We start from the raw sequence: 26,717 nt of genomic DNA on the forward strand, positions 1-26,717 counted from the left end.
TTTATTCCACCTCGATCAGTTCGCGGATATCTCCCATCATGGCTCTTGGTACCGGCAGGTCCAGCATGGTGCGCAGACCCGGCTTGGCATTGATGATGTGGGGGATCATGTTGACGCACATGGCGATGGTGCCGATGCCGCCGGGAACTTCCGGCGTGATGGCCATGTTGATGTCGGGCACGCCCTTGATGTTGATGTAGTCCCCAGTGTTGACGCCTTCCAGCTGGGGCTCAACCTGCTGCGGGTGGATCATGCTGATCTTGACTTCGCCGTCCACTTTTCCCTGGCCGCGCATGTCGACTCCGGCCATGTTGCCGGCTTTGACTTCAGCGTAGGGTGCCTTGCGGTCGACCTTGGAGATGATCGGGGTCATGCTCTGGGAAACCGGTTCGGACAGCTTCCAGCCCAGGGCGTCCGCGATCATGTTGACGGATTCGCTGAATCCGACATGGCCGGCCAGAGTTCCGGTCTTGCTTCTTTCCTCGAATTCAGCCATGGTGATGCCCACGCCCTGCTCATGCATGACGACGGGTCCGAAGGGAGACAGGTTGTTGACCCGCTTGGCTTCCACGGAGTCCACCGACTCGCAGGCGCCGGTCAGGCAGACCACCAGGAGATCCATGATGAGGCCGGGGTTGATGCCTGTGCCCAGGACAGACACGCCGTTGGCTTTGGCGATGCGGTCCATCTCTTTGGCCAGCTCCGGTTCCTGAGCCTGAGGATACGCCATTTCTTCCGCCGTGGAGATGACGTTGATCTTCTGCTCGAGAATGAACTTGATCCGGTCAAAGGCGGTGCGGGTGTAGGAATCCGTGCACAGCAGCACCACATCGGCCGCTTTCTCGGTGATGACTTCTTCCGGTGTTCCGATCACGATGTCATGGTCATACGGATTGGTCTTTTCCAGGAATTCAAACATGCTTTTTCCCAGTTTGTCGCCGCGGCCTGCCACCCCGACGATTTCAATTCCTTTCTTGGCCAGCAGCATCTCGGCCATGCCATTGCCCATGGCACCCAGTCCCCAGATGATGATCTTTACATTGTCCTGTCTCATATTTCATATCCTCCCCAAAATTATTTTGTTTTTAGACAGCAAAATCAGAATGCATAAAAGATAACTAAATGCATAAAACCCTTTTCACGGCCCGATTTTTACCGATCCATTCAAATTTGCACCATATATTATACTTGAAACTCAAATTAAAATCTAAAAATTTAAAGGTCATATCTTGCCGATTCGATTCAAAATTTCATCCGGTACTAAAATTCCAATACTAAAATTCTGATTTTATTGAAATCCAGGAAAAAGACCCCTGTTTAATTTGCTGAAGTCTTGCCTGAGCAATTTGCGAAATCCTGTGGAAAACTTTATTCATTCCTGGTCACCTTCCGCAAATGATTACATTTCGGGCTGAAAAAGGGCAAAAAAAAGAGCACCCCTTCTATACATCAGGGATGCAAGTTTATGCTTGAAGACTTGGGAGAGTTGACAAAACAACCCGATCTAAGGATTCGGACCCGGACTCAGGGACAGTCCAGAAGTTCCCGGGCGGCGCTTTCGACGCCCGCGAACAGTCCGGCGATGCCCGAGGGGGTATCAAACCCGTGATCGGTCCCGGGCAGCCGCGTCAGTCGGGCGTCCTGCGGACAGCGGACGAATTCCTCCGAAACCGCCAGCGGCACCGAAGCATCGGCGGATCCGTGGAAAAAGCGCACCGGCAGCTTCAAATCGCTCAGCAGCGCAGCAAAGTCACAGGCCAGACACTCGTCCAGGAAGGCGCGGCCCACGGCCAGATTGCCATGCCACAGCGTCCCGGATTCGTCATAGCGCTCGCGGTACTTCTCCGCGTAGCGGAACGCCGGCGCGAAAAGGATCAGGCCCCGCAGGTCTGACTGCCGCCGCTGCGCCACCAGGGTGGCGACGCAGCCCCCCATGGACATGCCCAGGAGGAGCATCCGGTCTGGATCAATGGCCGCCTGTGACCGGGCCCAGTCCAGAATCCGTTCGCCCTGGCGCGCCTGATCCGACAGGGCAGTGTCGTAAAACTCGCCGTCAGATTCCCCGGAGCCGAGGAAGGACAGCCGCAGCACGGCGATGCCCGAGGCGGCCAGGTGCCGGCCCAGCCGGGCCAGGAGAAACTTGTGTTCCGTACAGTCTCCGGTAAAGCCATGGAAGGCTATCACGGCCGGATGCGGTCCCTCACCCTCCGGGAGATCCAGATAACCGCGCAGCGTGCCGCCGGGCATCGTCAGTTCAATGTGGCGCTTCAATTCTCAGCCCTGCTCCGGCGAAAACGGCGAATGATGCGCCAGGCAAGCCAGAGCGCCACGGCCACGGCCATGACCCGGACAAAGATACTGGAATAGGCAGAGAAGATTTCCTTGTATTCATTCCAGCCCTGGCCGGCAAAATGACCCAGCAGAACCAGAACGGTATTCCAGATGGTGGAACCGATGAGGGTCAGAACCAGGAAGGGACCCACTTTCATCCGGGTAATGCCGGCCGGAATGGAGATCAGGCTTCGGATCAGCGGAATGAACCGGCACAGGAAAATGGCCGCGGAGCCCTTCTTCTGGAACCATTCCGTGGTTTTCACCAGATCATGGGGGGTCAGGCCCAGGAGATCGCCGATGCGGCCCTGGAAGAAACGCTGAATCCCGTGCATACCCAGTTCATAGCCCAGGAAGTAGAGCACGACGGCCCCGACCATGGATCCGGCGGTGGCCGCGACAATGGTCAGAGGGACATTCAGTCCGGCGGATACGGTCATAAAGCCGCCGAACAACAGAATCACCTCCGAAGGGATGGGGGGAAAGAGGTTCTCGATGAAGATCAGAAGAAAGATCCCCAGGTATCCATATTGCTGCATGATTTCTTGTACAAACTTTTCCAAAACGACTCCTATCTGTTGCAGATGCTTTCATTTCTGTTTATTTCAGTATGGTTATTTCTGTCTATTTCAGTTTGGTTATTTCTGCTGGTTATTTCTGTCTATTTCAGTTTGGTTATTTCTGCTGGTTATTTCTGCTGGTCATTTCTGCTGGTCATTTCTGCTGGCTAAAACAGTTGATTCCAGTTGGCTGACGCAGGTAGTTCAGCCAAATCAGTTTATCAGCTATGTTCCGGGTTACAGATTCTAAAAAACGAGGCGGCTGATCAGAACCAGGATGAGGCCGGCGCCGATCAGGTTGAGATTGTGCACCGCCAGGGGAAAGGTTGTGGTCTTGTCCGGGGCCGCGCTGAAGCGGCGGGCCCGGCGGAAGACCAGCCCGTAGACCGGAGCCATGAAGAGTGCCTGAGCCGGCAGAGCCCGGACCAGAACAGCGGTCAGAATGGCCAGAGCGCCGGCCAGATAGGACAGATTGAACAGCACCAGCGCATCGCTGCGGCCGATGAGCACCGGCAGCGTATAGCGCCTCTCGCTCAGATCCTTTGCCAGATCGCTGATGTTGTTGGCCAGCATGACGTTGCCGATGGCGGTAACCAGGGGCAGACTGACCAGCAGGATCTCGCCCAGGCGCTCCAGGTCAAGTTCCAGGGTGAAGCGGGTGCCAAAGACATAGGCCCGGAAAGGTTCCCCGCCCAGATGGATGTGGCAGGCCAGGAACACAATGACGAAGCCCATGAAGAAGGCGGATACCGCCTCCCCCAGCGGGGTGCGCTGAATGGGCAGCGGTCCGGCGGAATAAAGGATCGCCGCGGCAAAGGAGACAACGCCCCAGAACCAGACGATGGGCCCGGTGCGCCACGCCAGCCAGCCGCCGCAGACCACGGCGGCCGCCAGCAGCGTCGCCAGCAGGAATTTAACGCCGGATTTGGAGTATTTCATGTGATCGAGGCGGAACACGCTGTAGGGTGTTCGAACCTCCGACAGGTGATTCAGAATGGTAGCGGACAAATCAATGCAGACCAGCGACACCAGCATCAGGAGGGCATTGAGCCGGTCAAAGCGCTCATACTGAGTCAGGGCGTACAGCGTACCGACCAGATAGGGCAGGAGACTGGCCGTTTTGGTCCGGATTTCAACCAGGTGAAAAAATTCAGCCGCTTTCATAAAGCTCCTAGTATTTCCGGTCGGGATCGATCCGGTTGGTCATGGGCTGGCCGTGCCGGAGTTCTTCCAGATTAGCCCGGAACAGCGCGAAGGACCGGGTGGCGTAATGCGGGGTCGGCCCGGCGGTGTGAGGCGTCAGGAACACATTGGGCAGATCCCAGAGCGGAGACTCCTGGGGCAGGGGCTCCACTTCGAAAACATCCAGGTAGGCGCCGCGCAGCTCGCCATTTTGCAGTGCCTCAACCAGTTCGGCTTCCCGGACGGTGTTGCCCCGGCCCACGTTCATGAAGACGGCGGTCCGGTCCATGGCCTGGAATTCCCGCCGGCCCATCAGACCGATGGTCTCATCGGTGGCGGGTACCACCAGACAGACATAATCCTTGCCCGGAAGCACGCGGTGAAGCTCGCGCACGGTCACCATTTCATCGAAGTTCACCGGGATCTCACGGCCCTCCTGCCAGCGCACGCCGGTGACCTTCATGTCAAAGGCCTTGGCCTTGCAGGCGATTTCCCGCCCGATCTGACCGGCGCCGATAATCAGCAGTTGTTTTCCCGTCAGTTCATCCAGACGATAGGTCTGCCAGACCCGGGCCGCCTGATCCTTCGTCGCCTGCAGCAGGTTGCGCGAGAACAGGATCATGGCTCCCAGCACCTGTTCGGCGATATTGGTTTTATGGACCCCAGAGGTATTGGTCAGCACAACGCTCTTTTCCTTCAACAGCTCCATCGGGTACATGTCGACTCCGGCAGAATACGAAAAGATCCACTTCAGATGCGGCATCTGACGGATGACTTCCGCATCCGGCTTCCCCGTATTCAAAATGATCTCCACTTCATCCTTCACCGGCAGAAGCTCTTCATAACGTTCGGCATAAACGACCGGTTCATTCACTCCGGCCAGTTCAGCCTCCGCCACTTCCCGTCTGAGCCAGCCCTGGGCCAGTATTACTGCGATCATAGGTATGTCCTCCTCGACTGTATGTTTTATCGGTTGTTCGAACGATTTGATTCGCACTGTTTCTCGATTGATGTACCAGTTGATCCTGGAATGATTGTGTTCCAAAATGATTGCGTACCGGAATGATTGTGTTCCAGTATGATTGCATAGCGAAATGTTTAAGTTTCGGAATGACGTCAATATCGGAACTGGTGAACCCCGGAACCACTTCGCATTGGATTCAATCATTAAATGAAGAAATAGACCTTCCATCATTAAATGAAGAAACAGACCATCTATTCTATGATACCATCAAAAAAGCTGTGATTTGTTAATAACATTTGACATTATCCCGTCCGTGACTGCAGCGCGGCGCAAAATCCGGGCAGGTCCTTGCGATCCATGTCTTATGCTGCCGGAACGGTGAAGACATGGAGAGGCTGGCAGCCGGCAGTTTTTTTCAACGACTCTATTATCAGGGGGCTGCTTTAAAATGGGGTTAATGTTTGGCTGGTAAGATGACACGTAATAACGTGCCGGGCACTGTCGATCCGGCTGCCTCAGAGTCCGAGGACTCTGAACACACTATGCGAGGGAGTTGCGCCATGAACCATCTGCTGAAACAAGCTTTATCCGAAAAAGGTTTTTTTGACACCAACGGAATCTATTCCAAATTTGTCGGAACCCGACTTTATGAAGTCAATGAAGAGAAGGGACGGACCTGGATTGAAACCTCCTTTGACGGGCCCGAACCGGCCAAAAATGAGCTGCTGGACCACATTGAATCGCTGGCGTCGCGGTACGCGCTGACCCAGGCCAAAATCCGCGGCCGCCGGGTCTATGTCGATCTGACCGCACCCACCGCCGATCCCAGGCTGGAAGCCACGCGCCTCGACTTTCTGACCCAGAGCCTGGAATCCGGTATCCAGCGGATCGAAGCCGCGGTTCAGCCCCAAAATCCCTGGCTGGCTGCTGAAACCGGACGTCCGGCCGCCCGTGCTGGGAACGATCCGTCAGCTTCAGCAGTGCCGGATTCGAAAAGAACCCGGCCGGCAGAGCCGACTTTCCCGCCGGAAGCTGTTATGACCTCCATGGAAGAAATGATCGGGGCGGATGACATTGAGCCGGTTGCGGAAGGTCTGGCAGATTCTGAATACCGGTCGAAGACCAATGACCGGAGAGTCGAAGCAGATCTGACAGAGGCTGTTGATCTGACGGAGTCTGATGACCTGACGGACGCGGCGGACCTGACCGACCCGGATGATCTGACGGACGAAGAAGAAGAGCATTATTATGACATTCCCGCCGCAAAACCGGTGTCACAGCCGGTCCGCCCATCGAGCCAGAAGACCCGGGAAAGCCGCTCCCGGGCGGCCTATGTCAGGCCGGAGGAGAACCCCAATCACGGCGACTTTCCCAAAGGGGTCGTAACCGGCCTGATCGACCGGAGCTTTTCCGCGGCTGGTTTCATCGGCGCAATTCTGGGGGCAATCCTGGGTGCCGTGCTCATGGCCGGTGTCCATGTCATGGGCGTGCCGGCTCAGCCCGTCGGATTTGCCATCCCCTTCCTGGTCATTGGGATCTACCGGGTCATGGCCGGAAACCAGATGCCCATCGGTCTGGGCATCCTCCTGGTCCTGGCTTCACTGCTGCTGGGAAGCGTCCTGATCTCCGCCGCGGAAGTTCTGCAGCAGGTCAACGTGGGCCTTCTGGAAGCCCTGGGGCAGGGTCTGGCCGCGCACTACGACAACAGCCGGTTCTACGTCGCCAATGTCTGGTTGAAGATCGGTCTCTCCCTGATTGCCGCATCCATTCCCTCCATGCTGCTGCTGGCCGGCGGCAAGCGCAAAGTTCAGTACAGCAAGTAAACCATTAATTGAAAACGAACCAATTTCCATTATTAGAAATATTCTCGGCATTATGCACGAGAATATTTTTTATTTCACAATATATTAAGCTTTCTTCAATGAATCCCCCCTCAGACTTTTTTCATTGCATTTGATAAAATCCAGTCGGTTGCTTTTTGTTTTTTGCTGTATTTAAATGAAGGTATTACTGCACATTAGGAGGTTCTGTTTTGGAACAACTCTTTGGAATTAAACAAGAGAATCTGATTGAAAACTTAAGTGTCACCCAGCTGATTGAAAAGGCCGTCTGCGATGGCAACGGCAAACTGGCTGACAATGGCTGTCTGGTCATCAAGACCGGCCAATACACCGGACGGTCCCCCAAGGACCGCTACATCGTCCGCGATGACATGACCCGGGACACCGTTGCCTGGGGCAAGGTCAATGTCCCCATGGAACCGGCCGTTTATGAGAAGCTCAAGCAGAAGGTGATGGCTCACATCGCCGACCGCAAAATGTACCTGGTGAAATCCAAGGCCGGTGCCGATCCGGATCATTCCCTCAAGCTGAACATCCTGTGCGAAAATCCGGCTCAGGCTGTGTTTGCCAGCCAGATCTTCATCAAGGACACCGCCCGCACCGGCTACGACGCCGATTTCACCGTCATCGCCGTACCGTCTCTGAAAGCCAGAGGCGCCGAGGACGGAGTCCATTCCGAAGCCTTCATCATCCTCAACTTCACCGAACGCCTCGTTCTGATCGGCGGATCCCTGTATTCGGGCGAAATCAAGAAATCCATTTTCTCCGTCATGAACTACCTCCTGCCGGAGCGCCATATTCTGCCGATGCACTGCTCCGCCAACATGGCGGAAGACGGCCGCACCGCTCTGTTCTTCGGTCTGTCCGGCACCGGCAAGACCACCCTCTCGGCTGACGAGAGCCGCAAGCTGATCGGTGATGACGAGCATGGCTGGAACGAGCATGGCGTCTTCAACTTCGAAGGCGGCTGCTATGCCAAGACCATCAACCTGGATCCCGAAAAGGAAAAGGAAATCTATCAGGCGCTTCGCTTCGGCTCCGTCCTGGAAAACGTCGTGATCGACGCCGATCGCTCTCCGGATTATTCCGATGACAGCCTGACGGAAAACACCCGCGGCACCTACCCCATCGAGTACATCTCCAACGCGGAGCTGTCCGGCATGGGCGGAGTTCCCGATACCATCGTATTCCTGACAGCCGATGCCTTCGGCGTTATCCCCCCGATCTCCCGCCTGACCCGCGAGGCAGCCATGTACCATTTCATGAGCGGCTATACCTCAAAGCTGGCCGGCACGGAGCGCGGCATCACCGAGCCCCAGACCACCTTCTCCGCCCTCTTCGGCGAACCCTTCATGGCCCGTCCCATCGAAGAGTATGCCCGGCTCCTGGGTGAAAAGATTGACCGCCATCAGACTGAAGTCTACCTGATCAACACCGGCTGGACCGGCGGCAAGTACGGCGTCGGCAAGCGCATGTCCCTGCCCCTGACCCGCCGCATGGTCAATGCCGCAGTGAACGGAGAACTCAAGCAGGCCAACTACCGCCACGATGAGATCTTCAACCTGGAAGTTCCGGTCCATATCGAAGGCGTGCCGGATGATCTCCTCAATCCCCGCACCCAGTGGCAGGACGCGGCCGATTACGAAAAGACCGCCCGCGAACTGGCTCAGGGCTTTGTCAAGAACTTCAGCCGCTTTCCCGGAGTCGGCGAAGACATCGTCAATGCCGGACCCAGACAATAATCAACCCGAAACCTTCATCCTATAACGGAGCAGGCACACCAGCGCGGTGTGCCTGCTCCGTTTTTGATCAATCAATTCATTTCATCAATTCATTTCATTAATTTGGTTAAGGTATTTGGTTCAGGTATTTGGTTCAGGTATTTGGTTCAGGTATTTGGTTCAGGAATCAGGTTCTGGTAATCCGGTACATCAGGGCGTTTACGATGGCCGCCGCGACATTGCTGCCGCCCTTGCGGCCCCGTGCCACGATATAGGGAATGCCGGACTGCATGATGAGTTCCTTCGACTGCACGACATTGACAAAGCCCACGGGGACGCCGATGATCAGAGCCGGCGCAGTCCGGCCCTCCCGGATCAGTTCGGCCAGCCGGATCAGCGCGGTGGGGGCGTTGCCGATGGCCAGAATCGGATGTCCCTGCAGCCGGGCAGCCCGGTCCATGGAGAGGGTGGCCCGGGTCATTCCCTGCTCCAGCGCCTCCTGGGCGATGGCTTCATCGGCCATATAGCAGACCGCCTCGCAGCCAAGCTGCTGCAGCGCCGTCCGGTTGATCCCCGCCTTCACCATATTGGTATCGGTCACGATGGTCTCCCCGGCCCGCAGGGCGGCCAAACCGGATTCCAGGGCGGTGGCGGAAAAACTCAGCGTATCGGCGTATTCGAAATCCGCCGTAGTATGGATGACCCGCTTGATAATCGGAGCGAGCTGTTCATCCAGTGGATGAGGCAATTCCTGCTCGATCAGTTCAAAGCTGCGCTTTTCGATATCCAGGGGGTCGAGTATTTCAAATTCCAGGGTCATAATCTTCCTCCGTTATGGTTGATAGTCTCCGGGGGTCCGATGAGTTCAGACCGATTCTTTCGGTCCGACTGATTCTGCCGGTCAGACCGGATCGTCCGGTCGTAGGCCAGGCACCCGGTGACAAACCGCCGGGCAAACTCAGGATTCGCCGGGAAATACAGGTGGGGAAATCCGGCATAAAGAGTGGGGGTAGCGTGAATGCAGGGCCAGCTCCGGTCCGACAGCGGCTTTTCTGCGGTAAAGTCCCCGCCCGGCGCAGTGCTTTCGCAGTAGTGAAATTCGTGGGATCGAATCGTATCCTTCGCGCCGCACAGGAGGTTGTCGACCCCGGCCCGCAGAGTCACATAGCCAAACCGGCTGAGTCTGTCGGTGGTGCGGGCCCGGGCCGGCACCACTCCGGCCAAAGGAATCCCGTCCAGCTGGTCATGCAGATAGAGGAATCCGCCACATTCGGCGATAGTGGGCAGACCGCCCCGCACCGCCCAGCGGACTGATTCCAGCATGGTCCGGTTGCCGCTCAAAGCCTCCAGATGCAGTTCGGGGTAACCCCCGCACAGATACAGACCGGCCACGCCCTGGGGCAAGGCCGGATCGCGCATGGGGCTGAAAAATTCCAGCTGACAGCCCAACGCCCTGAGAAGCTCCAGGTTTTCTTCATAGAAAAAGGAAAAGGCCTCATCCCGCGCCACTGCCAGCCGGATGGATCCCAGGGGGCGAATCGCCTCCGGTTCACCGGTCAGGCCCGGCGACCCCGCAGCCAGTTCCAGCAGCCCATCCAGGTCGATGCAGCGTTCGGCCAGGTCACCCAGGGTCTGGAGCTTCTCCTCCAGCTCCCCGATTTCCTCCGCACTCACCAGACCCAGATGCCGGCTGGCCACCGTGGCCTTCACCGCCCGCGGCAGATAGCCCAGCGGCCGGATCCCGACCTGCCGGGCGATGGCGGACAGTCCCGCATTGAGTTTCGGCGAGGCATTGTTGAAGATGACGCCGCTGATCCCGCTGTCTTCCCGGTATCGGGCAAAACCCTGCAGCACCGCCCCCATCGAGGCGTACATGCCCTTGACATCAAGCACCAGCACCACCGGAGTTCGGGTGAGCCGGGCTACCTCATAGGCACTGAACCGCCCGTCGCAGCCCACCCCGTCGTAGTAGCCCATGGCTCCTTCGATAATCGCCAGACCAGGACCGGCCAGCTGACCTTTCAGCCCCTGTTCGTCACAGAAGAACGGATCCAGGTTGCGGGAGGGCACCCCGATGGCCCGACGGTGGAACATGGGGTCGATATAGTCCGGGCCGCACTTGAATGCCGATGGGTTCAGCCCGCGCTGCTTCAGCGCCGTCAAGACGGCGCAGGTTACCGTGGTCTTGCCGCAGCCCGAATGGGTTCCGGCAATCAGGATTCGATCCATGTCCCGCCTCCTGCCATCACAAAGACCGGCGTAGCGGCCTCCAGCATGTGCCGCCGGCCCACCAGCCGGGTCCGCGTCACCGCCAGCTGGACGATGTCCGGTTCCAGTCCATGAGCCTGAAAACAGTCCAGTGCTTCCTGGACCGTTTCCAGGGTGACGGCATTCAGGACAATCCGGATCCGCGGATTGTTGGCCATCAGTGCATCAATAATGGCTGTCAGCTGGCCCGCGCTGCCCCCGATGAAAGCGGCATCCAGACGGGGCAGAGAGCCCAGCGACTGGGCGGCCTCCCCCGGCAGGACCGATACATTCCCGAGGTGGAAGCGCCGGCAGTTTTCCCGGATCAGACGGAGGGCCTCCTCCGACCGCTCCAGGGCAAAGACCCGGCCCCGATAGGACGCCAGCGCCATTTCCACGGTCACCGAGCCGCTACCGGCGCCAATATCGCAGCAGACGCTGTCCGGCGCCAGTGCCAGCCGGCTCAGCGTCACTGCCCGAACCTCAGACTTGGTCATGGGTACTTTGCCCCGGAGAAAGGACTCATCCGGCAGTCCGCAAGGGATGCGGTCATCCGCCCGGGGATTCTCCACCAAAAGCACCGCCAGCGAACCGGGCGTCATATCGGCCAGTTCAGCCAGCCGCACCGTGGACAGGCGCTCATCAGGCAGTCCCAGGTTTTCCCCCAGCGTGGCGGTCAGCCGGCCAAAACCGGCCGCTGTCAGCGCTTCTCCCAGGACCGCCAGATTCTGTCCGGTCAGGGCAAAGGTCAGGCGACTGCGGCGAACCGTATCCACCAGATTCGCCTCACGGCCATGGCAGCTGACCAGGGCAGCCTCCTGCCAGGGGCGCCGGAGCCGGGCAAAGAGGGCATTCAGTGATGAAATCCCCGGAAGCCAGCTCACCTCACAGTCAGCCAGCGCTTCGCTCAGTCCCCGGGCGGCACTGAAAAAACCGGTGTCTCCGGAGACAGCGATGCAGTACCGCCCGCTCCCCTGACTGGCCAGACAGCGGGTAATCTCCTCCGGCTGATACGCCGCGACAGAAGGCTTTCCAAACTCCGCCAGAGCCTCAATAAGCCGGGGAGCGCCCAGGATCAGATCCGCCCGGGCCAGAGCCTCGGCTCCCTCCCGGGTCAGAGTGCCGGCACTCAGTCCGACCCCAACAATGGTTACTTGCTTCATAGTGTTCCCTCCCCGATGCGCCGGATGATTTCCTCCGCCGCCAGTCCCCGGCTCTCCCGGGGGCGGCTCCATACTCCGATCTTCAGGCCGCAGGCTTTTGCCGCCGCGATTTTCTCCGGATAGCCCCCGGTCCGGCCGGATTCCTTCGTGATCAGAATGTCCGCCCCGGCGGCGCCAAACATCGCCATGTTAAGCTCCCGGGAAAAAGGTCCCTGCATGCAGATGATGCGGCGGGCCAAAAACCCGGCGGCCTGACAGGCAGCCAGCCCCGCCGGATCCGGCAGAATCCTCAGCCAGACCCGCTCGGCACTGCCCCTGATTCGGGACAGCCGCTCCGCTTCCTTGGCCCCCAGCGTCGAGAAAATGATCCCTGGCTGTTCGTTCAGCCAGGCGATCAGATCCTCCAGATCAGAAAACCGCTCCAGCTGTTCCCCGTCACCCTCTTCCTCAGAGCTGTCCGCGCGCAGTACCCGCAAATACTGAGTTCCGGCCGCGCGGCAGGCCGCCCGGATATTCTCGCTGACCACCGCGGCAAAGGGATGGGTGGCGTCAATCACCAGACGGGGCTTCCGCTGCCGGAAGAGGTCCGCCATTTCCCCGGTTTCCAGCCGGCCCCGCCGGATCGAGAGGCTCCCCCCCTCTTCCAGCAGCGACTCCCCGTATTCCGTCGCCACGCAGACCAGCGCCGGCAGGGCTTTCGCCCGCAAGGCCGCCGCCAGCAGCCGCCCCTCCGTGGTTCCGCCGAACAGAATGACTTCAGTCAAGCCGGTACCCCCTGGGCGTGACCATTCTTCCGCCGATGATCCGGGTCTGGCTGCTGCCGATGAACACCGTGGTGAACATGTCCACCGAAGTCTGGCTCAGCTCCTCCAACGTCAGAATCGCATCCGACTGACCGGCGCGCCCGATGTTCCGGACCAGGCCGCAGACGGTTTGCGCCGGTTTGTGACGCCTGAGGATGGCGCAGGCTTTCTCCAGGTAATCGTGGCGGGAGCGGCTGGAGGGATTGTACAGCGCCAGACAGAAGTCGGCGGCAGCCGCGTGCTCCAGCCGTCGCTCAATCACCTCCCAGGGCGTCAAGAGATCCGACAGGCTGATCACCGCGAAGTCATGAGTCAGAGGGGCACCCAGCACCGCCGCCCCGGCCAGGGCTGCCGTCACCCCCGCCACCACCTCGATCTCCACCGGTTCATACTCGGCCGCCAGTTCACAGATCAGGCCCGCCATGCCATACACCCCGGCATCGCCACTGCAGATCATGGCCACGGTTTCACCCCGGCAAGCCAGCTCCAGAGCCATCCGGCAGCGTTCCACCTCCCGGGTCATGGGCGTATCGAGGGTTCGTTTGTGCGGAAACAGCGGTGCGACCAGCTCCACATATTTGGAATAGCCGACCATGACATCGCAATCTTCGATGGCCTCGCGGCAGGCCGCCGTCATATTGCGGGCATCTCCCGGACCAATCCCGGCAACATACAGTTTTTTCATATCAGTTCTCCTTTTTCAAAGCGAAGGGTGCAGGGGGCGATGGCCAGAGCCAGCGTCACCCCGCTGCCCGAAGTTTTCCGCTGGAGCAGCCGGGCACCGGCTCCGGCGCCGCAAACGGCGCTGCGCTCGCAGACATTGTCCACCCCGGTCACGCGCCGGACAAACTCGGAGGCCCCAAACCGGCCGGGGACGCGTTCGAGCTCCCGGGCGGAATAAGTGACCAAGGGCAGGTGTCTGGTCCGGCAGAATTCCGTCAGTCCCGGCTCATCGGCTTTCAGATCGATGCTGCAGACCCTGGCGATGGCCAGGGGGTGACAGCCGGTTTGCTCCAGCAGCTGCGCTGCCGCCGCTTCAATTAGGGGCGCCGGCGTCCCACGGCGGCAGCCGATGCCCAGACTGACAACCGGCGCCACCAGCTCCAGAACCGCCGCCTCGGCGTGACTTTGCCAGTCAATGCGCACTGTGGGCAACGCCGCAGGCGATCCAGCATCCGTCATGAGAAATCCCGGGGGCAAAGGTCCCGTCACCGGAAACGGCGTCTCCAGGCGGACGGAACCTCCGGCCAGCAGACAGGCTGAAATCTCCCGGATGCCCTCCGGACTGGCAATCCGAAGACCCTGTTCGACCGCCCAGGCGTCCACCGCAAACACGCCCCGGACATCCGTGGCCGTGGTGATGACCGGGACGGCGTCTAATGCCCGGGCAAGGTCCCGGGTCAGCCGGTTGGCCCCGCCGATGTGGCCGGACAGCAGGGCGATGACATGGCGGGCCTGCTCATCAATGACCAGCACCGCCGGATCCCGGGTCTTTCCGGCCAGAAGCGGAGCCACCGCCCGCACGGCAATGCCGCAGGATCCGATGAAGATCAGGGCATCCCGATGAAAGTTCGCCCGGGTCCACCCGGGCAGCTCCCCCCGGCCGCAGCGCCTCACCTCGGTCTGGTATCCCATGACTTCCAGGCTGGATGCCACCCGTTCCCCCAGCTCGGCTCCCTGCCGACTGAAGCCAATCACCGCAGCGGTCATGCCTCGGTTCCCTGGCGGAAGGCGGTGGTGAAGGCGGGATCATACAGTCTGGACAGCTCATAGTCCTCGCCCAGGAATCCCCCCACCAGAATCAGGGCATGGTTTGACACCTCATGGGCGGCCGCCGTCTGCGCCAGGGTACCCACCGTGCAGCGCAGCACTTTCTCCTGCGGCCAGCTGGCTTTATAGACAATGGCCGCGGGAGAATCCGCGTCATAGCCTTCGAGCAGTTCCTGCTGCAGCGCCTTCGTCATGCCGGCGCTGAGAAAGACCACCATGGCAGCGCCATGGGCGGCCAGACTGGCAATTCTCTCCCGTTCCGGCACCGGAGTCCGTCCCACCCGACGCGTGATGATCACGCTCTGGCTGACCCCGGGCAGGGTATATTCAGCTTTCAGCGCGGCAGCGGCGCCGCAGAAGCTGGATACTCCGGGACAGACGTCAAAGGGTATGCCCGCCTGCGACAGCCGATCCATCTGTTCGCGGATGGCGCCGTAAATCGAGGGATCTCCGGTATGCAGGCGAACCACCAGTCCGCCGCTGCGGTGCACCCGTTCCAGCACCGCGATGACTTCATCCAGGGTCATGGCGGCGCTGTTATGGATCTCACAGCCGGCTTTGGCCCCCTCCAGATGCCGCGGATCCACCAGGGATCCGGCGTAGACAATACAGTCGGCCTGACGCAGCAGCTGCGCACCGCGCAGCGTGATTAAATCCGGTGCTCCGGGGCCGGCTCCCACAAAATGAATCATTGTTTTTCCTCCAGCAGTTTCATCAGGTCACTGGCCTGATCATTTTTTATCAGAACGCCGGGAAAATCCGGCGCATTGGTATAGCACAGATAGCCCAGGGCAATGCCCGCAGGCACGCGCCGGGTCAGAAAATCCTCGATCCGCCGGCCCAGTTCGACCAATGCCGGCTCCAGCAGACCGGCGGCCCAGAGCAGGTCCAGGGCGGCATCGGTGGTGGCGCACTCCAGGATTCCCGCCAGCAGGGGAAGTCCGGCGCCGGCGCGCAGGGCGCAGGCCAGCAGCGTTTCCATCCGGCCGTCGCCAAAGGCGGAATGGGTATTGGGCACCCCGATTCCCAGCTTGACGAGCTTGCCGATGTGGCCCACCAGCAGAATCCGTTCGAACCCGAGCTCCACCGCCGCGTCAATGGCATCGCCGATGAAATTGGCGCAGTTGATGTGGCAGGTCATACTCAATCCCAGCTCCTCCCGGGCGAAGGTCTCGCCGTAGTTGCCGGGGGTGAGCAGCACGGTTTGGGCACCCCCGGCGCGCAGCTGCCGGAGCCGCAGGCGGATCGTATCCGCCATGGCCTGATGGCTCATGGGTTCCACCAGGCCGGAGGTTCCCAGGATCGACAGACCGCCGGTGATGCCCAGGCGGGGGTTGAAGGTCCGGCGGGCCAGCTCGTCTCCGCCGGGAATTTCCAGGACGACTGACAGACCGCCGCTGTAGCCGCAGTTCTCCGACACCTCCCGGAGGTGGCGGGCAATCATCTCCCGGGGCACGCGGTTGATGGCCGCCGCCCCCACGGGCTGATCCAGACCGGGCCGGGTGACCCGGCCGATTCCAGTCCCGCCGTCCAGCTCAATCCCCCGGGGAATCCGGCGGATCCGGGCAATGATCAGAGCGCCGTCCGTGATGTCGGGATCGTCCCCGGCATCCTTACGGATGGCGCAGCTGGCAGAATCCGCGCCCCGCTCCGGCTGGAGCACGTCCAGTACCAGGTCGATCCCCCCGGGCGTCCGGACCGACACGGTGGCCGGCGCTTGCCCGCGCAGCAGCAAAACAGCCGCCGCCTTGGCCGCCGCCGCGGCGCAGGTCCCGGTGGTGAAGCCGCGGCGCATCATCGTTCCATTGACGTTTCGTTTCATTTCCATGCAAAAAACCCCCCGACGCCAAGCGCCGGGGGGCTGATTCACGCGGACGCGAAAGTCCGCTCAAACCATATCCTTCGGTGCCCGCAAAGGAATATGAATCCTGGTAACCCGACTATCACGGTAACGGCCTTGTGAGGGAATTACACCCTGCTTTCCCAGTCTAACTGAAAACCAGTATGCCTTAAGAACAATTCTTTGTCAACCGATTGACAATTTCAAAGTCCCGTTGGTATACTGAGTTCGTTTGAATATCGGAATCAGGCCATGGAAGTTGGGTGCGAATCCCACGCAAGGCCGTTGCTGTAATTCGCCAGAGCCCTGGCAGATGTCACTGGAAGAAGTTCCGGGAAGGCGTCAGGGCCGAGTCCGCACCCTGCGGATCCGGGCGATAAGCCAGAATACTTGCCTGTTTCCTGCCGCGCTTCCTGCGCGGTGCATACAGCCCTGCGGACTACCGGGGTCATGGATGAGAATGGGTGAGGCCTTTTTTTGGTCACGTCCCGATTTCGACCATTAACAAACGTCTGCAAGCTGCTTGCGGGCGTTTTTTTATTTTGCCCGTCCGGCAGCTTCCGGTATGGTTCAAACGTGCCCGATTCCCTCGGGCCAGATTTTTCTCTTTTTCTCTATTATCCCTTATTCCTGGGGGCACGGATCCTTCCGGCCCCGCTGGGGGGTGAGGCTTTGCCCTGGCCCCCGCTTTTTGATTGCGATGCCGCCAACGCGCAGCGTTCTGCCGGCACTGACAATAAATCCATTTGTTTAATTCAGGAGGAAATCAGTCATGTACAAACAGCTCAAACCCCTGGCCGCCCTGGCCCTGGCCCTGCTAATGACGACGGGCTGCGCCGCCCGGCCGACCGCGGCCGTCAGCCCCGCCGCCACCGACGCGCCCCGAAAGCCGGTGCTGTTAGCCGTCAGTTTCGGCACCAGCTACAACGACAGCCGCGACCTGACCATCGGCGCCATCGAACAGGCCCTGCAGGCTGCGTATCCCGCCTATGAGGTCCGCCGGGCCTTTACCAGTCAGATCATCATTGACAAGCTGAAGCAGCGGGACAACCTGAAGATCGATAATGTCAAAGAGGCCATGGACCGCCTGGTGGCGGACGGGGTCCGGGAGATCGTGATTCAGCCCACCCATGTCATGAACGGCTACGAATATGATGACATCGTGGCCGAAGTGAAAGCCTATGAAAGCAGGTTCGACCGTCTGAGCATCGGCGTCAACCTGCTCAGCCGCGACACGGACTATCAGGAGGTCGCATCGGTCATCACCCGGGAAACAGCGGCTTATGACGTTCCAGGTACCGCTGTAGTCTTCATGGGTCACGGCACGGAAGCTCCGTCCAACGCCACCTACGCCCGGCTGCAGCAGACGCTGGCCGAAACCGGACACAGCCGGTACTTCATCGGCACCGTGGAAGCGACGCCGTCGCTGGCAGACGTGCTGGCTCAGGTCAAGGCCTGCGGCGCGACCAAAGTGGTGCTGCAGCCCCTCATGATCGTTGCCGGTGATCACGCCAACAATGACATGGCTGGCGAAGAGGACGGATCCTGGAAGAAAGAATTTGAGAAAGCCGGCTTTGCGGTTGAGGTGGTCCTGAAGGGCATGGGCCAGATGAAAGGCATTCAGGATCTGATCGTGCGCCACGCCGGCGAAGCGATCAGCCATTAGCCATCAGCCATCAGCCGCTCCGGCTGACCGGTGCTTATCCCGGAAAACTCAGAGCCTGTCCCTCGAAGCCTTCCCATGCAGGCCCTGGCAAACCAGCCATCGTTCGAACCAGGTCTGGCGCTGTCCAGACCATGCCAGCAGCAGACTGCAGTCAGCCTGTTGTCCATCAAAAAAATCAGGAGAGATGCGAAATGAAACAAGTACAACAATGGATCCTTGCGGCGCTGCTGACCGGCAGCCTGCTCACCGGCTGTTCGGTCAGCCCGGCCAAAGCGGCCGCCCCGGTTTCCGTTCCCTCAGTGACCAAGGCGCAGGTGCCGGTCACCCCCAAAGCCCTGGTACCGGTATACGGCAATCAACTTCAGGATGGGTCCTATCCCATCAAGGTATCGTCAAGCTCTTCCATGTTCCGGGTCATCGATGCTCAGCTCACCGTTGCCCAGGGTGCCATGACGGCCGTGCTGACCCTCAGCGGCGACGGCTATGAAAAACTCTTCCTCGGCACCGGCCAGGATGCCCAGACCGCGACCGAGGACCGGTTCAGCAAGTTTGTTCCCGATGTCAACGGCAAATATACCTACACCGTGGCAGTCAGTGCCCTGGATCAGGAAATCGACTGCGCCGCCTTCAGCATCAAGAAGCAGGCCTGGTATGACCGGGTGCTGATTTTTGAGTCGGCCAGCCTTCCTCAGACCGCGCTGCGGTCTTCCGCAGCGGACCAGCCTGCTTCCGGTCAGCTTCCGACAACGGGTCAGCTTCCGGCAGAGGGTCAGTACACCATCGGCGTCACCCTGGAAGGCGGCTCCGGCCGCGCCAGCGTGGAATCCCCGGCCCGACTCAGCGTCAGCGGCAAACAGGCCACCGCCACCATCATCTGGAGCAGCCCGAACTACGACTACATGCTGGTGGGCGGCAAAAAATACCTGCCGGTCAATACCGCCGGCAACAGCACGTTTGAAATTCCGGTCACGCTCGATGAGAAGCTGGCGGTGATTGCCGACACCACAGCCATGGGCAAACCCCGGGAAGTAGAGTACACCTTGTTCTTTGATTCGGCTTCCCTGAAGAAATGATGACAGGATGCCATCGGATCCGATCCCGTCGACCCGGCGGGCTTCGGGGAGTACCCGCCTTCCTGAGCACCGCTCTTCTCAAAGTCAGCACGCTTCTGGGAGTCACTGCTCTTCTGGGAGTCACTGCCCTTCTGGGAGTCACCATCCTCCTGTCGGGCTGTACGGTTCCGGCAGCTGCCCCGCCCGCCGGCGGACTGGGAATTGGCTGGAGGGTTGAGCGGTCCCTGGAGCTGGAGTATGCCAAGAATTTCAGCGTGGACTATTATCCGGAGGATTATGCTCTGGTCACGCTGTCGGATAAAAGCCGGTTTCTGGTCGTCCCGCCGGGCAGGACGGCGCCTGAAGGAATCGGGGGGGACATCACCGTGCTGCAGCGGCCGCTGCGCAGCGTTTATCTGGTGGCCACCTCCGTCATGGCTCAGTTCGATGAACTCCATGCCCTGGATCAGATCCGGCTCTCCGGCACCCGGGCGGCGGACTGGCAGAGCCAGAATGCCCGGACGGCCATGGAAAACGGGAGCATCGTGTTTGCCGGCAAATACAGTGCGCCCGACTATGAGCTGATTCTTTCGAGTCAGTGCGATCTGGCGATTGAATCCAGCATGATCAATCATGTGCCCGAGGTGAAGGAAAAACTGCTGGGGATGAAGGTTCCGGTTCTGATCGACCAGTCCAGCTATGAAAAACACCCGCTGGGCCGGACCGAATGGATTAAGCTCTACGGCGTACTCACCGGTCGGGAAGAGCAGGCTGCGGCAAGCTTTGACCGGCAGGCCGCCCTGCTCCGGGAAGCCTCAGTGCAGTCCGGCACCGGCAAATCGGTGGCGTTTTTCTACATCAGTTCCGCCGGTCAGGTGGTGGTGCGAAAACCCGGGGACTACATCACGAAGATGATCGACCTGGCCGGAGGCAGCTATGCCTTCAGCCATCTGGGCGACCCGGAACAAGCCGGCAATACCGTCAATCTGGATATGGAAGCCTTCTATGCCGCGGCCAGGGATGCGGATGTCCTGATCTACAACAGTGCCCTGGCCGGTGAAGTCGCTTCCCTGGCAGACCTGACCGCCAGGAACGCTTTGCTGAGCAAGTTCAAGGCCGTTCAAACCGGAAATGTCTGGTGTACGGAAAAGAACCTGTACCAGGAAACAACCCGGCTGGGGCTGATGGTCTCGGATCTGAACCGCCTCTTGACGGATCCCGATCCCACTTTGAACCAGCTGCACTTTTTTACCCGCCTCAGATAACGTTCCGGACGATGAACGAATTCCGCAAAGGAGACTTGCCGCATGGATCCATCCAACAAACGACGCTGGCGCTTCGGCCTGGCTCTGCTATTCCTGCTGAGCCTGGTTCTTGGCCTGGTGGCACTCAATATCAGCCTGGGGAGCATACCGGTCAGCCTCCCCGACATCAGGCGCATTCTGTTTGGTCAGGGCGGGACGCCCACCCAGCAGGATATCATCTGGAAAATCCGACTGCCCCGGACTCTGGCGGCGGTTCTTCTCGGCGGCGCTCTGGCGCTGTCGGGTTTTTTGCTTCAAACCTATTTCAACAACCCCATCGCCGGTCCCTACGTCCTGGGCATTTCCTCTGGTTCCAAGCTGGCGGTGTCGGTCACCCTGATTGCCGCGCTGAGCCGGGGCATTCCCCTGGGCTCGGCCGCTCTGATCAGCGCGGCGTTTGCCGGTGCCCTGGGCACCATGGGCTTTATCCTGCTGGCGGCCCGAAAGGTTCAACGCTCCAGCCGGCTGATTGTCAGCGGCGTCATGATCGGCTACATCTGTTCCGCCCTGACGGACTTCGTGATTACCTTCGCCGATGACGCCGCCATCGTGAACCTGCACAACTGGTCCCGGGGCAGCTTCTCCGGCATCGCCTGGCCGGATGTAGCCGCCATGACGTTCGTGGTCCTGCCGGCTGCTGTCTGTGTGTTCCTGCTGTCCAAACCCATCGGCGCCTGTCAGCTGGGAGAAAGCTACGCCAGGAACATGGGCGTCAACATCCCCCGCTTCCGCCGTCTGCTGGTGCTTTTATCCAGCGTCCTGTGCGCCTGCGTCATCGCCTTTGCCGGCCCGGTGTCCTTTGTCGGCGTGGCCGTGCCGCATCTGACCCGGGGCCTTTTGGGCACAGCCCGGCCGCTGGTTGTCATCCCCGCCTGCTTTTTAAGCGGCGCCGCATTCTGTCTGGGCTGCGACCTGATCGCCCGAACCGCCTTTGCTCCCCTGGAACTTAGCATCAGCTCGGTGACCGCAGTGATTGGTGCCCCCATCGTGATCAGCATACTGCTGGGAAAGAAAGGACGTGACTGACATGACTGATTTTTTCAAAACGGACCGTCTCACCGTCGGCTACGACGGAGTCCCGCTGATCCGGGACATCTGCCTGTCCCTGGAGCGGGGGCAGATTCTGACCCTGATCGGACCCAACGGCTCGGGCAAGTCCACGATCCTGAAAAGCCTCACCCGTCAGCTGAAAAGCCTGGGCGGAACGGTGAGCATCGATGGGCGGGCCATCGCCAAAATGTCCAGCCTCGACCTGGCCCGGCAGGTATCGGTGGTCTGGACCGATCGGCTCAAACCGGAACTTATGACCTGCCGGGAGGTTGTCGCCACCGGCCGCTATCCCTATACCGGTCGCCTGGGCATCCTCTCCGCGGCAGACCGGGCCGCTGTCTTCGGGGCCATGGAGCTGGTGGATGCCCTGCCCCTGGCCGAGCGGGACTTTACCCGGATCAGCGATGGCCAGCGCCAGAGAATCCTGCTGGCCCGGGCGATCTGCCAGGAACCCCGGATCATCGTACTGGACGAGCCCACCTCCTTTCTGGATATCCGCTATAAGCTGGAACTTCTGGGCATTCTACGGTCCCTGGCAAAGGAGCGGGGCATCACGGTCATCATGTCGCTGCACGAACTGGAACTGGCCCAGAAGGCTTCGGATCTGGTTCTGTGCGTCAAGGACGGAGCGATTGCCCACATCGGCAGCCCCCGGGAAGTCTTTGGCGGCGACCGGATCCGGGAACTGTTCGGTCTGACTGACGGCAGCTACAACCCGGGCTTCGGCAGCTTTGAACTGGCCCGCCCCGGCGGAGTACCACGGGTGTTTGTCATCGCCGGCGGCGGAACCGGCATCCCGCAGTACCGGGCGCTGCAGCAGCGAGGCATTCCGTTTGCCACCGGCATCCTGCATGAAAATGACGTGGACTTCAGCCTGGCGCGGGATCTGGCCGGCGAGGTCATTGCCGAGCAGAGCTTTGAGCCCATCCGCCCGGCGCTCCTGCGGCAGGCCATCGACCGGCTGAAGCAATGTGGCGCGGTGATCAACTGCCTGAATCGGTACGGCGAACTGAACCTGCCAAACCGTGAACTGGCCGAAGCGGCCCGATCACTCGGCCTGCCGGTTGTGTCCGGTGCCGATGAGCTCCCCTGCCAATCTGACTTAATAATCCGGAAATGGAGTGATGATTGATGAAACATGGAATTGTGTATGGCGTCAGCGTGGGGCCGGGAGATCCGTCCCTGCTGACCCTGAAAGCAGCCGAGCGCATCCGGCTGTGTCCGGTGCTGGCTGTGCCCCGGACCTCCGGTGCCCACTCCCTGGCGCTGTCCATCGCCGCCGGGGCGGTGGATCTGGCTGCCAAGGCGGTGGAATACCTGGACCTGCCCATGACCCGGGATCCCGAACTGCGGGAACGAGCCTACCGCGCGGTCGCAGACCAGATTGCGCGCCATCTCGGAACCGGTGCGGATGTGGCGGTGCTTAACCTGGGCGATGCTTCGCTCTACAGCTCCTGGTCCTACCTGTGCCGAATTCTTCTCGACGACGGCTGGACGGCGGAAACCATCCCCGGCGTGACCAGCTTCTGCGCCTGTGCCGCCCGGCTCAACCGCAGCCTGACCGAGATGAATGAACCACTGCATATCCTGCCCGGCGCCCTGGAAGATCTGGAAGCCGCCCTGGCCCTGCCGGGCGGAAAAATCGTGATGAAGTCCGGCAAGTCCCTGCCCCAGGTTCTGGAACTCCTGGCCAGACAGGGCCTGACCGACCGGGCAGCCCTGGTCAGTGACTGCGGCCTCCCCACGGAACAGGCTTTTCCCCGGATTGAGGAAGTGACCTGTGACAGCTACTTCTCGACCCTCCTGATCGCGCCCTGACCGGAACCGGTGATGTCCCAGACACAGAAATGCCCGGACACAGAAATGCCCGGAGCCTGCTCCCCCAAGGGGGATGAGCTCCGGGCATTTTTTGCTTTTTCGTTTGATGTGGAATCCGATTAATCCAGCAAATCCAGGACTGCCGGGACGATTTCGGTATTGTCGAGGTAGCGCTTGCGGACTGCGTCGCGCTCGTCGGCATATTTCTTCAGGAGCTGAGCACCCGGTCCCTTGGCATACAGCGGGATCAGCTGGTTGGTATGGTCGCCGGAGAGCCAGTACACACCGGGCAGCTGGCCCTGACCGTTGCTGCGGACCGGAGTCAGGGCATCGGGTGAGCCCGACAGGTATCCGGTCTCATGATCACCGGTCACGATGAGCAGCGTTTCACTCCAGCTGGAGTTTTCTTCCACCCAGTCCACCACGGCCTCGACGGCGGCATTGAAGTCATTCATTTCCTCGATGTTTCGGCCAAGCTGGTTGGCATGCCCCGACCAGTCAATGGCACCGCCTTCAATCATCAGAAAGAGTCCGTCTTCATCCTGATCCAGCACGTTGAGGGCAGCCCGGGACATGGTGGCCAGATCCGGGACATTCTGGTTGAAGGGAACCGCATACGGAGCGGCTTTGGCATCGCCGCCGCGTCCCTGCTGCAGGGTGGATGCCACTTGAGGCACCCCGAATACGCGCTTCGGGGTTTCCCCCCGGGTCATGGCTTCAAACTCGGCTTTTGTTTCGATGAAGGTCCAGGCATCGGTCTGACCGTCTCCATCCGCATCTGCACCGGCATGGCCCTGGGTCAGGTTATTCCACAGTGTCTCCCCATCGACCGCCTTCCCGCCTTCGTGCATGGCGTTGAGATTCTTGAAACTGGGAGCGGCGGGCTGTCCGTTGTCATTGAACATGGGATGACCCGGAGCCATGATGACGTCCGCAGCGGACTCATTGATCATCTCAGCGGCGATGGTATTATAGTTGTTGCGGTTGACGTCATGGGCAATGAATGCGGCCGGAGTCGCATGATAGAACTGCACTGAGGATACTACGCCGGTGGAGCGGCCCGCTTCCTCAAAATACTGGCCAACATGCTTGAGTTCCCGGCGGTTGATATCCACGCCAATGCCTGCATCATAGGTCTTGACGCCGGTGGACATGGCCGTTCCGGCCGCCGCTGAATCCGTGGGCCGGTGCTTGATGTAGTCAGTGTCTGACCAGGCCTGGGAAGGATCGTAGCTTCCCACCGAGTAAGTGCTCATAAACGTGGCGGTGGGGAAGTTCTGATAGATCGCCTGCCCATCCCGTCCTGCATGGTAGTAGTTGGCCGCCAGGATCTGGTTTTCGCCCCAGCCGTCCGCGATCATGAGGATCACATTGCGCACCGTCTGACCCTTTCCTGCCGTCTTTCTGGCAGCCAGCGCATTGGTGCCGCCCAATCCCATAACCAGGGATCCCGTCACCGCCAGAGCCATCATTTTTTTCCAGTTCAACATCCTTGTTCCTCCGTTTCATTCGTTTCGTACAAGGATATTCTAGCTTTGCCATGTGATGCCCATGTTCTCATCAAGTAAATTGGAGGTTAATCTTCCAGACGGTAGTTATTGAAATTCCCTAAATCCTTGGCAAAACTTGCGATTATGAAAGATCAATCAGTTGATTCCACTTCATGCCAACCTTGATTCAGACCCACGACCCTGCACCGACCCCCCAAAAAAACTGAATTCGAGAAACAGGTGCCGTATCGTATCATTCGGTCGTCATTTCTGAGACGACCGGGCTGCCTGATCCGCTGTGGAGGAAAAAGGAACTGATCTTGAGCCATTCTTTGCTTTTGGTTTCATACGGTTTCATGGCTCGAGTTGATAAAACCTGTTCCATTTAGACGACCAGTATGTTCTGGATGAAACCATCTTTATTTATAAATTATTTTTTAACAATATGTGAATTAATATCATTAAATCTCTAAATCTCTAAATTTTAGTTTCCCCTCTACTATTAAATCAGAGGAGGGTATTAATGGTGATCTTCATCTATTGTTGTTAATTACATACAAAAGGAGTGGTATTGTGAATAGGAAAATTGTTTCGATTCTGTTTGCTTTAGTAATTGTGATGGTACCATTTTTAGACAGTATAATCTTCACACGTCCGATAGAGACTGAATCTGTAAACAAAGTTATCAGAATATCCTGTATCGTTATCGGCTTGTTACTTTCCGTTAATGGACTTGTATCGTCCCCTGACAAGGAGAAATAATTAAATATTTAAATTAAGGTATTTTTTACTATTATTATTGTTGTTCGTAATGTTACCTGTTCAAACCGGCTACAAGCGACTTTCATGGAATCAGGAACCTCCCCTACAAAAATAATTAGTTTTGATGAAATGATTTTAGAAATATCAAGATCCAGTCACTATCAATTGAACGGGCAAGAATACTTGTTCCTGATAAACAGGCATCTTACTTAAACGCAGGCGTTAACGATTAGCGTATTCAACATCCTATGCAAATATATATTCAGAATTTCTTGTTTCGAGTGTGTATTAGACTTCCGCCTATTTTTATTGCTTTATTGGCTAAGCTGTCCGGGTAGTCTCACCCTCGAACCCCACCAGATCACCAATTATATGGAGTCTGTCTGAGGGAGTTGTTGCATAACTAGGTAACTAGATGAGCAACAACTCCTTTTTCGTTTTTCCGAACTAATACTCGTTTGAACTTTTATCTTAATTCTAAGAAGGCTTGTAAAGCGTGCTATTATTAAGCGCACTTAACAAGCCTTCTTAGAAAATCAGGTCTCGCCAGACTTATGCTTCCTTTTTATGCAGGATTTCGCCCTTTTGAGAAAAATTCCTCGCGAACCTTGTATTTGTGTGTGAGGCTGGTTGGAGTGGACTGCTGCTAGGTCTGGCGGCGAACCCGATCCCGGTATGACTGCAGGCGCAGGTGATCCTCAAACTCCAGCCCAAACTCCCCGCCCTGGCTCTCGAGATGATGGAGCAGTTCGTGGTGCAGGGTCTCCTTTAAACGCTCTTTCAGCCGGACTTCGTCCAGATGACCGAAAACTTTCTGGAAACTGCCATAGAAGATCACGATCTGACGTCCCATTCGGTTTCTGGAGTATTGCCCCAGCATGTACAGCGGATCTCCGGGAGAGGATTCCGGACTGTAGCGGACTTCTTCCGACACCAGAATGCCCAGATTCAAGTTGCTGAAAATTTCGTCGGGGAGTTCATCGGCCAGCTCAGTCAACAGCTCTGTGGCACGATCGATATCGATGGATTCCATGCTTCACCTCCTGAGGTCGTTGAATCGGGGGCGTGGGTCAATGTACCTTCGGATACCTCGCCCTCTTATACAAGAATCGTACCACAAAGTGATCTGAATCCATGAAATTTTCGAGAATGC

At 58.8% G+C, this 26,717-nt stretch carries 23 protein-coding genes and 1 riboswitch; of the genes, 8 read left to right on the plus strand and 15 right to left on the minus strand.

Features of this window, described 5'->3' with window-relative positions; genetic code table 11:
- Position 1 precedes the first annotated feature (1 nt).
- The 5 genes from ord to NQU17_11835 all read right to left on the minus strand — a co-directional run bounded on the left by ord (position 2) and on the right by NQU17_11835 (position 5,013).
- Positions 2–1,054, minus strand: a complete 1,053-nt coding sequence (gene ord / locus NQU17_11815) for a 2,4-diaminopentanoate dehydrogenase (protein ID UUM11330.1) — start codon at positions 1,052–1,054, stop codon at positions 2–4.
- 470 nt (positions 1,055–1,524) lie between these two features.
- Entirely contained in the window at positions 1,525–2,271 is a 747-nt protein-coding gene (locus NQU17_11820) for a lysophospholipase (GenBank protein ID UUM11331.1), read from the minus strand.
- Positions 2,268–2,894 carry a DedA family protein gene (locus NQU17_11825; GenBank protein ID UUM11332.1) on the minus strand — a complete coding sequence of 209 codons (627 nt, stop codon included), beginning with the start codon at positions 2,892–2,894 and terminating at the stop codon, positions 2,268–2,270. Before NQU17_11825 ends, NQU17_11820 begins: the two co-directional genes overlap by 4 nt.
- Before the next feature lie 243 nt (positions 2,895–3,137).
- Complete coding sequence (locus tag NQU17_11830) at positions 3,138–4,055, minus strand: UbiA family prenyltransferase (protein UUM11333.1); 918 nt, start codon at positions 4,053–4,055, stop codon at positions 3,138–3,140.
- 7 nt (positions 4,056–4,062) lie between these two features.
- Positions 4,063–5,013: a D-2-hydroxyacid dehydrogenase gene (locus NQU17_11835; GenBank protein UUM11334.1), complete on the minus strand. Its 951-nt coding sequence runs from the start codon at positions 5,011–5,013 to the stop codon at positions 4,063–4,065.
- 584 nt (positions 5,014–5,597) lie between these two features.
- Here NQU17_11835 and NQU17_11840 point away from each other — a divergent pair.
- Together NQU17_11840 and pckA are read left to right on the plus strand one after the other, a co-directional pair.
- Positions 5,598–6,860, plus strand: coding sequence for a hypothetical protein (locus NQU17_11840; protein UUM11335.1), 1,263 nt, complete (start codon positions 5,598–5,600; stop codon positions 6,858–6,860).
- Between the two features lie 209 nt (positions 6,861–7,069).
- On the plus strand, positions 7,070–8,620 hold the full coding sequence (gene pckA / locus NQU17_11845; protein ID UUM11336.1) for a phosphoenolpyruvate carboxykinase (ATP): 1,551 nt from the start codon (positions 7,070–7,072) through the stop codon (positions 8,618–8,620).
- 166 nt (positions 8,621–8,786) lie between these two features.
- Here pckA and NQU17_11850 read toward each other — a convergent pair whose 3' ends face one another.
- The 8 genes from NQU17_11850 to cbiD are packed head-to-tail and all read right to left on the minus strand — an operon-like array spanning position 8,787 to position 16,410.
- Positions 8,787–9,419: a precorrin-8X methylmutase gene (locus NQU17_11850; GenBank protein UUM11337.1), complete on the minus strand. Its 633-nt coding sequence runs from the start codon at positions 9,417–9,419 to the stop codon at positions 8,787–8,789.
- Positions 9,416–10,828: a cobyrinate a,c-diamide synthase gene (locus NQU17_11855; GenBank protein ID UUM11338.1), complete on the minus strand. Its 1,413-nt coding sequence runs from the start codon at positions 10,826–10,828 to the stop codon at positions 9,416–9,418. Before NQU17_11855 ends, NQU17_11850 begins: the two co-directional genes overlap by 4 nt.
- On the minus strand, positions 10,813–12,009 hold the full coding sequence (cbiT, locus tag NQU17_11860) for a precorrin-6Y C5,15-methyltransferase (decarboxylating) subunit CbiT (GenBank protein ID UUM11339.1): 1,197 nt from the start codon (positions 12,007–12,009) through the stop codon (positions 10,813–10,815). The genes NQU17_11855 and cbiT overlap by 16 nt, the downstream gene beginning before the upstream one ends.
- Positions 12,006–12,773 (minus strand): precorrin-6A reductase, encoded by a 768-nt coding sequence (gene cobK / locus NQU17_11865; GenBank protein ID UUM11340.1) that lies wholly within the window; start codon positions 12,771–12,773, stop codon positions 12,006–12,008. The genes cbiT and cobK overlap by 4 nt, the downstream gene beginning before the upstream one ends.
- Entirely contained in the window at positions 12,766–13,497 is a 732-nt protein-coding gene (cobJ, locus tag NQU17_11870; GenBank protein ID UUM11341.1) for a precorrin-3B C(17)-methyltransferase, read from the minus strand. The genes cobK and cobJ overlap by 8 nt, the downstream gene beginning before the upstream one ends.
- Positions 13,494–14,522: a cobalamin biosynthesis protein gene (locus tag NQU17_11875; GenBank protein ID UUM11342.1), complete on the minus strand. Its 1,029-nt coding sequence runs from the start codon at positions 14,520–14,522 to the stop codon at positions 13,494–13,496. The genes cobJ and NQU17_11875 overlap by 4 nt, the downstream gene beginning before the upstream one ends.
- Complete coding sequence (cobM, locus tag NQU17_11880; protein UUM11343.1) at positions 14,519–15,274, minus strand: precorrin-4 C(11)-methyltransferase; 756 nt, start codon at positions 15,272–15,274, stop codon at positions 14,519–14,521. The genes NQU17_11875 and cobM overlap by 4 nt, the downstream gene beginning before the upstream one ends.
- Entirely contained in the window at positions 15,271–16,410 is a 1,140-nt protein-coding gene (gene cbiD, locus NQU17_11885) for a cobalt-precorrin-5B (C(1))-methyltransferase CbiD (protein ID UUM11344.1), read from the minus strand. The genes cobM and cbiD overlap by 4 nt, the downstream gene beginning before the upstream one ends.
- A gap of 210 nt (positions 16,411–16,620) precedes the next feature.
- Positions 16,621–16,835: riboswitch (cobalamin riboswitch) on the plus strand.
- 359 nt (positions 16,836–17,194) lie between these two features.
- Here cbiD and NQU17_11890 point away from each other — a divergent pair.
- The 6 genes from NQU17_11890 (at position 17,195) to cobI (ending at position 23,312) form a co-directional block, all read left to right on the plus strand.
- Positions 17,195–18,088, plus strand: a complete 894-nt coding sequence (locus NQU17_11890) for a sirohydrochlorin cobaltochelatase (GenBank protein UUM11345.1) — start codon at positions 17,195–17,197, stop codon at positions 18,086–18,088.
- A gap of 191 nt (positions 18,089–18,279) precedes the next feature.
- Positions 18,280–19,161, plus strand: coding sequence for a hypothetical protein (locus NQU17_11895; protein ID UUM11346.1), 882 nt, complete (start codon positions 18,280–18,282; stop codon positions 19,159–19,161).
- Complete coding sequence (locus NQU17_11900; GenBank protein UUM11347.1) at positions 19,161–20,405, plus strand: ABC transporter substrate-binding protein; 1,245 nt, start codon at positions 19,161–19,163, stop codon at positions 20,403–20,405. The genes NQU17_11895 and NQU17_11900 overlap by 1 nt, the downstream gene beginning before the upstream one ends.
- Positions 20,406–20,447: 42 nt before the next feature.
- Positions 20,448–21,470 (plus strand): iron ABC transporter permease, encoded by a 1,023-nt coding sequence (locus NQU17_11905; GenBank protein ID UUM11348.1) that lies wholly within the window; start codon positions 20,448–20,450, stop codon positions 21,468–21,470.
- Between the two features lies 1 nt (position 21,471).
- On the plus strand, positions 21,472–22,626 hold the full coding sequence (locus NQU17_11910) for an ABC transporter ATP-binding protein (protein UUM11349.1): 1,155 nt from the start codon (positions 21,472–21,474) through the stop codon (positions 22,624–22,626).
- On the plus strand, positions 22,626–23,312 hold the full coding sequence (cobI, locus tag NQU17_11915) for a precorrin-2 C(20)-methyltransferase (GenBank protein UUM11350.1): 687 nt from the start codon (positions 22,626–22,628) through the stop codon (positions 23,310–23,312). The genes NQU17_11910 and cobI overlap by 1 nt, the downstream gene beginning before the upstream one ends.
- 119 nt (positions 23,313–23,431) lie before the next feature.
- Here cobI and NQU17_11920 read toward each other — a convergent pair whose 3' ends face one another.
- Positions 23,432–24,802, minus strand: a complete 1,371-nt coding sequence (locus NQU17_11920; GenBank protein UUM11351.1) for an alkaline phosphatase — start codon at positions 24,800–24,802, stop codon at positions 23,432–23,434.
- Positions 24,803–26,210: 1,408 nt separating this feature from the next.
- The gene (locus NQU17_11925; GenBank protein ID UUM11352.1) at positions 26,211–26,597 is read right to left on the minus strand and encodes a metallopeptidase family protein; all 387 of its coding nucleotides are present in this window, start codon (positions 26,595–26,597) and stop codon (positions 26,211–26,213) included.
- Positions 26,598–26,717 lie beyond the last annotated feature (120 nt).

The organism is Clostridiaceae bacterium HFYG-1003 (assembly GCA_024579835.1).
In the GTDB taxonomy this organism is placed as follows: Bacteria; Bacillota; Clostridia; order Clostridiales; family Clostridiaceae; genus JG1575.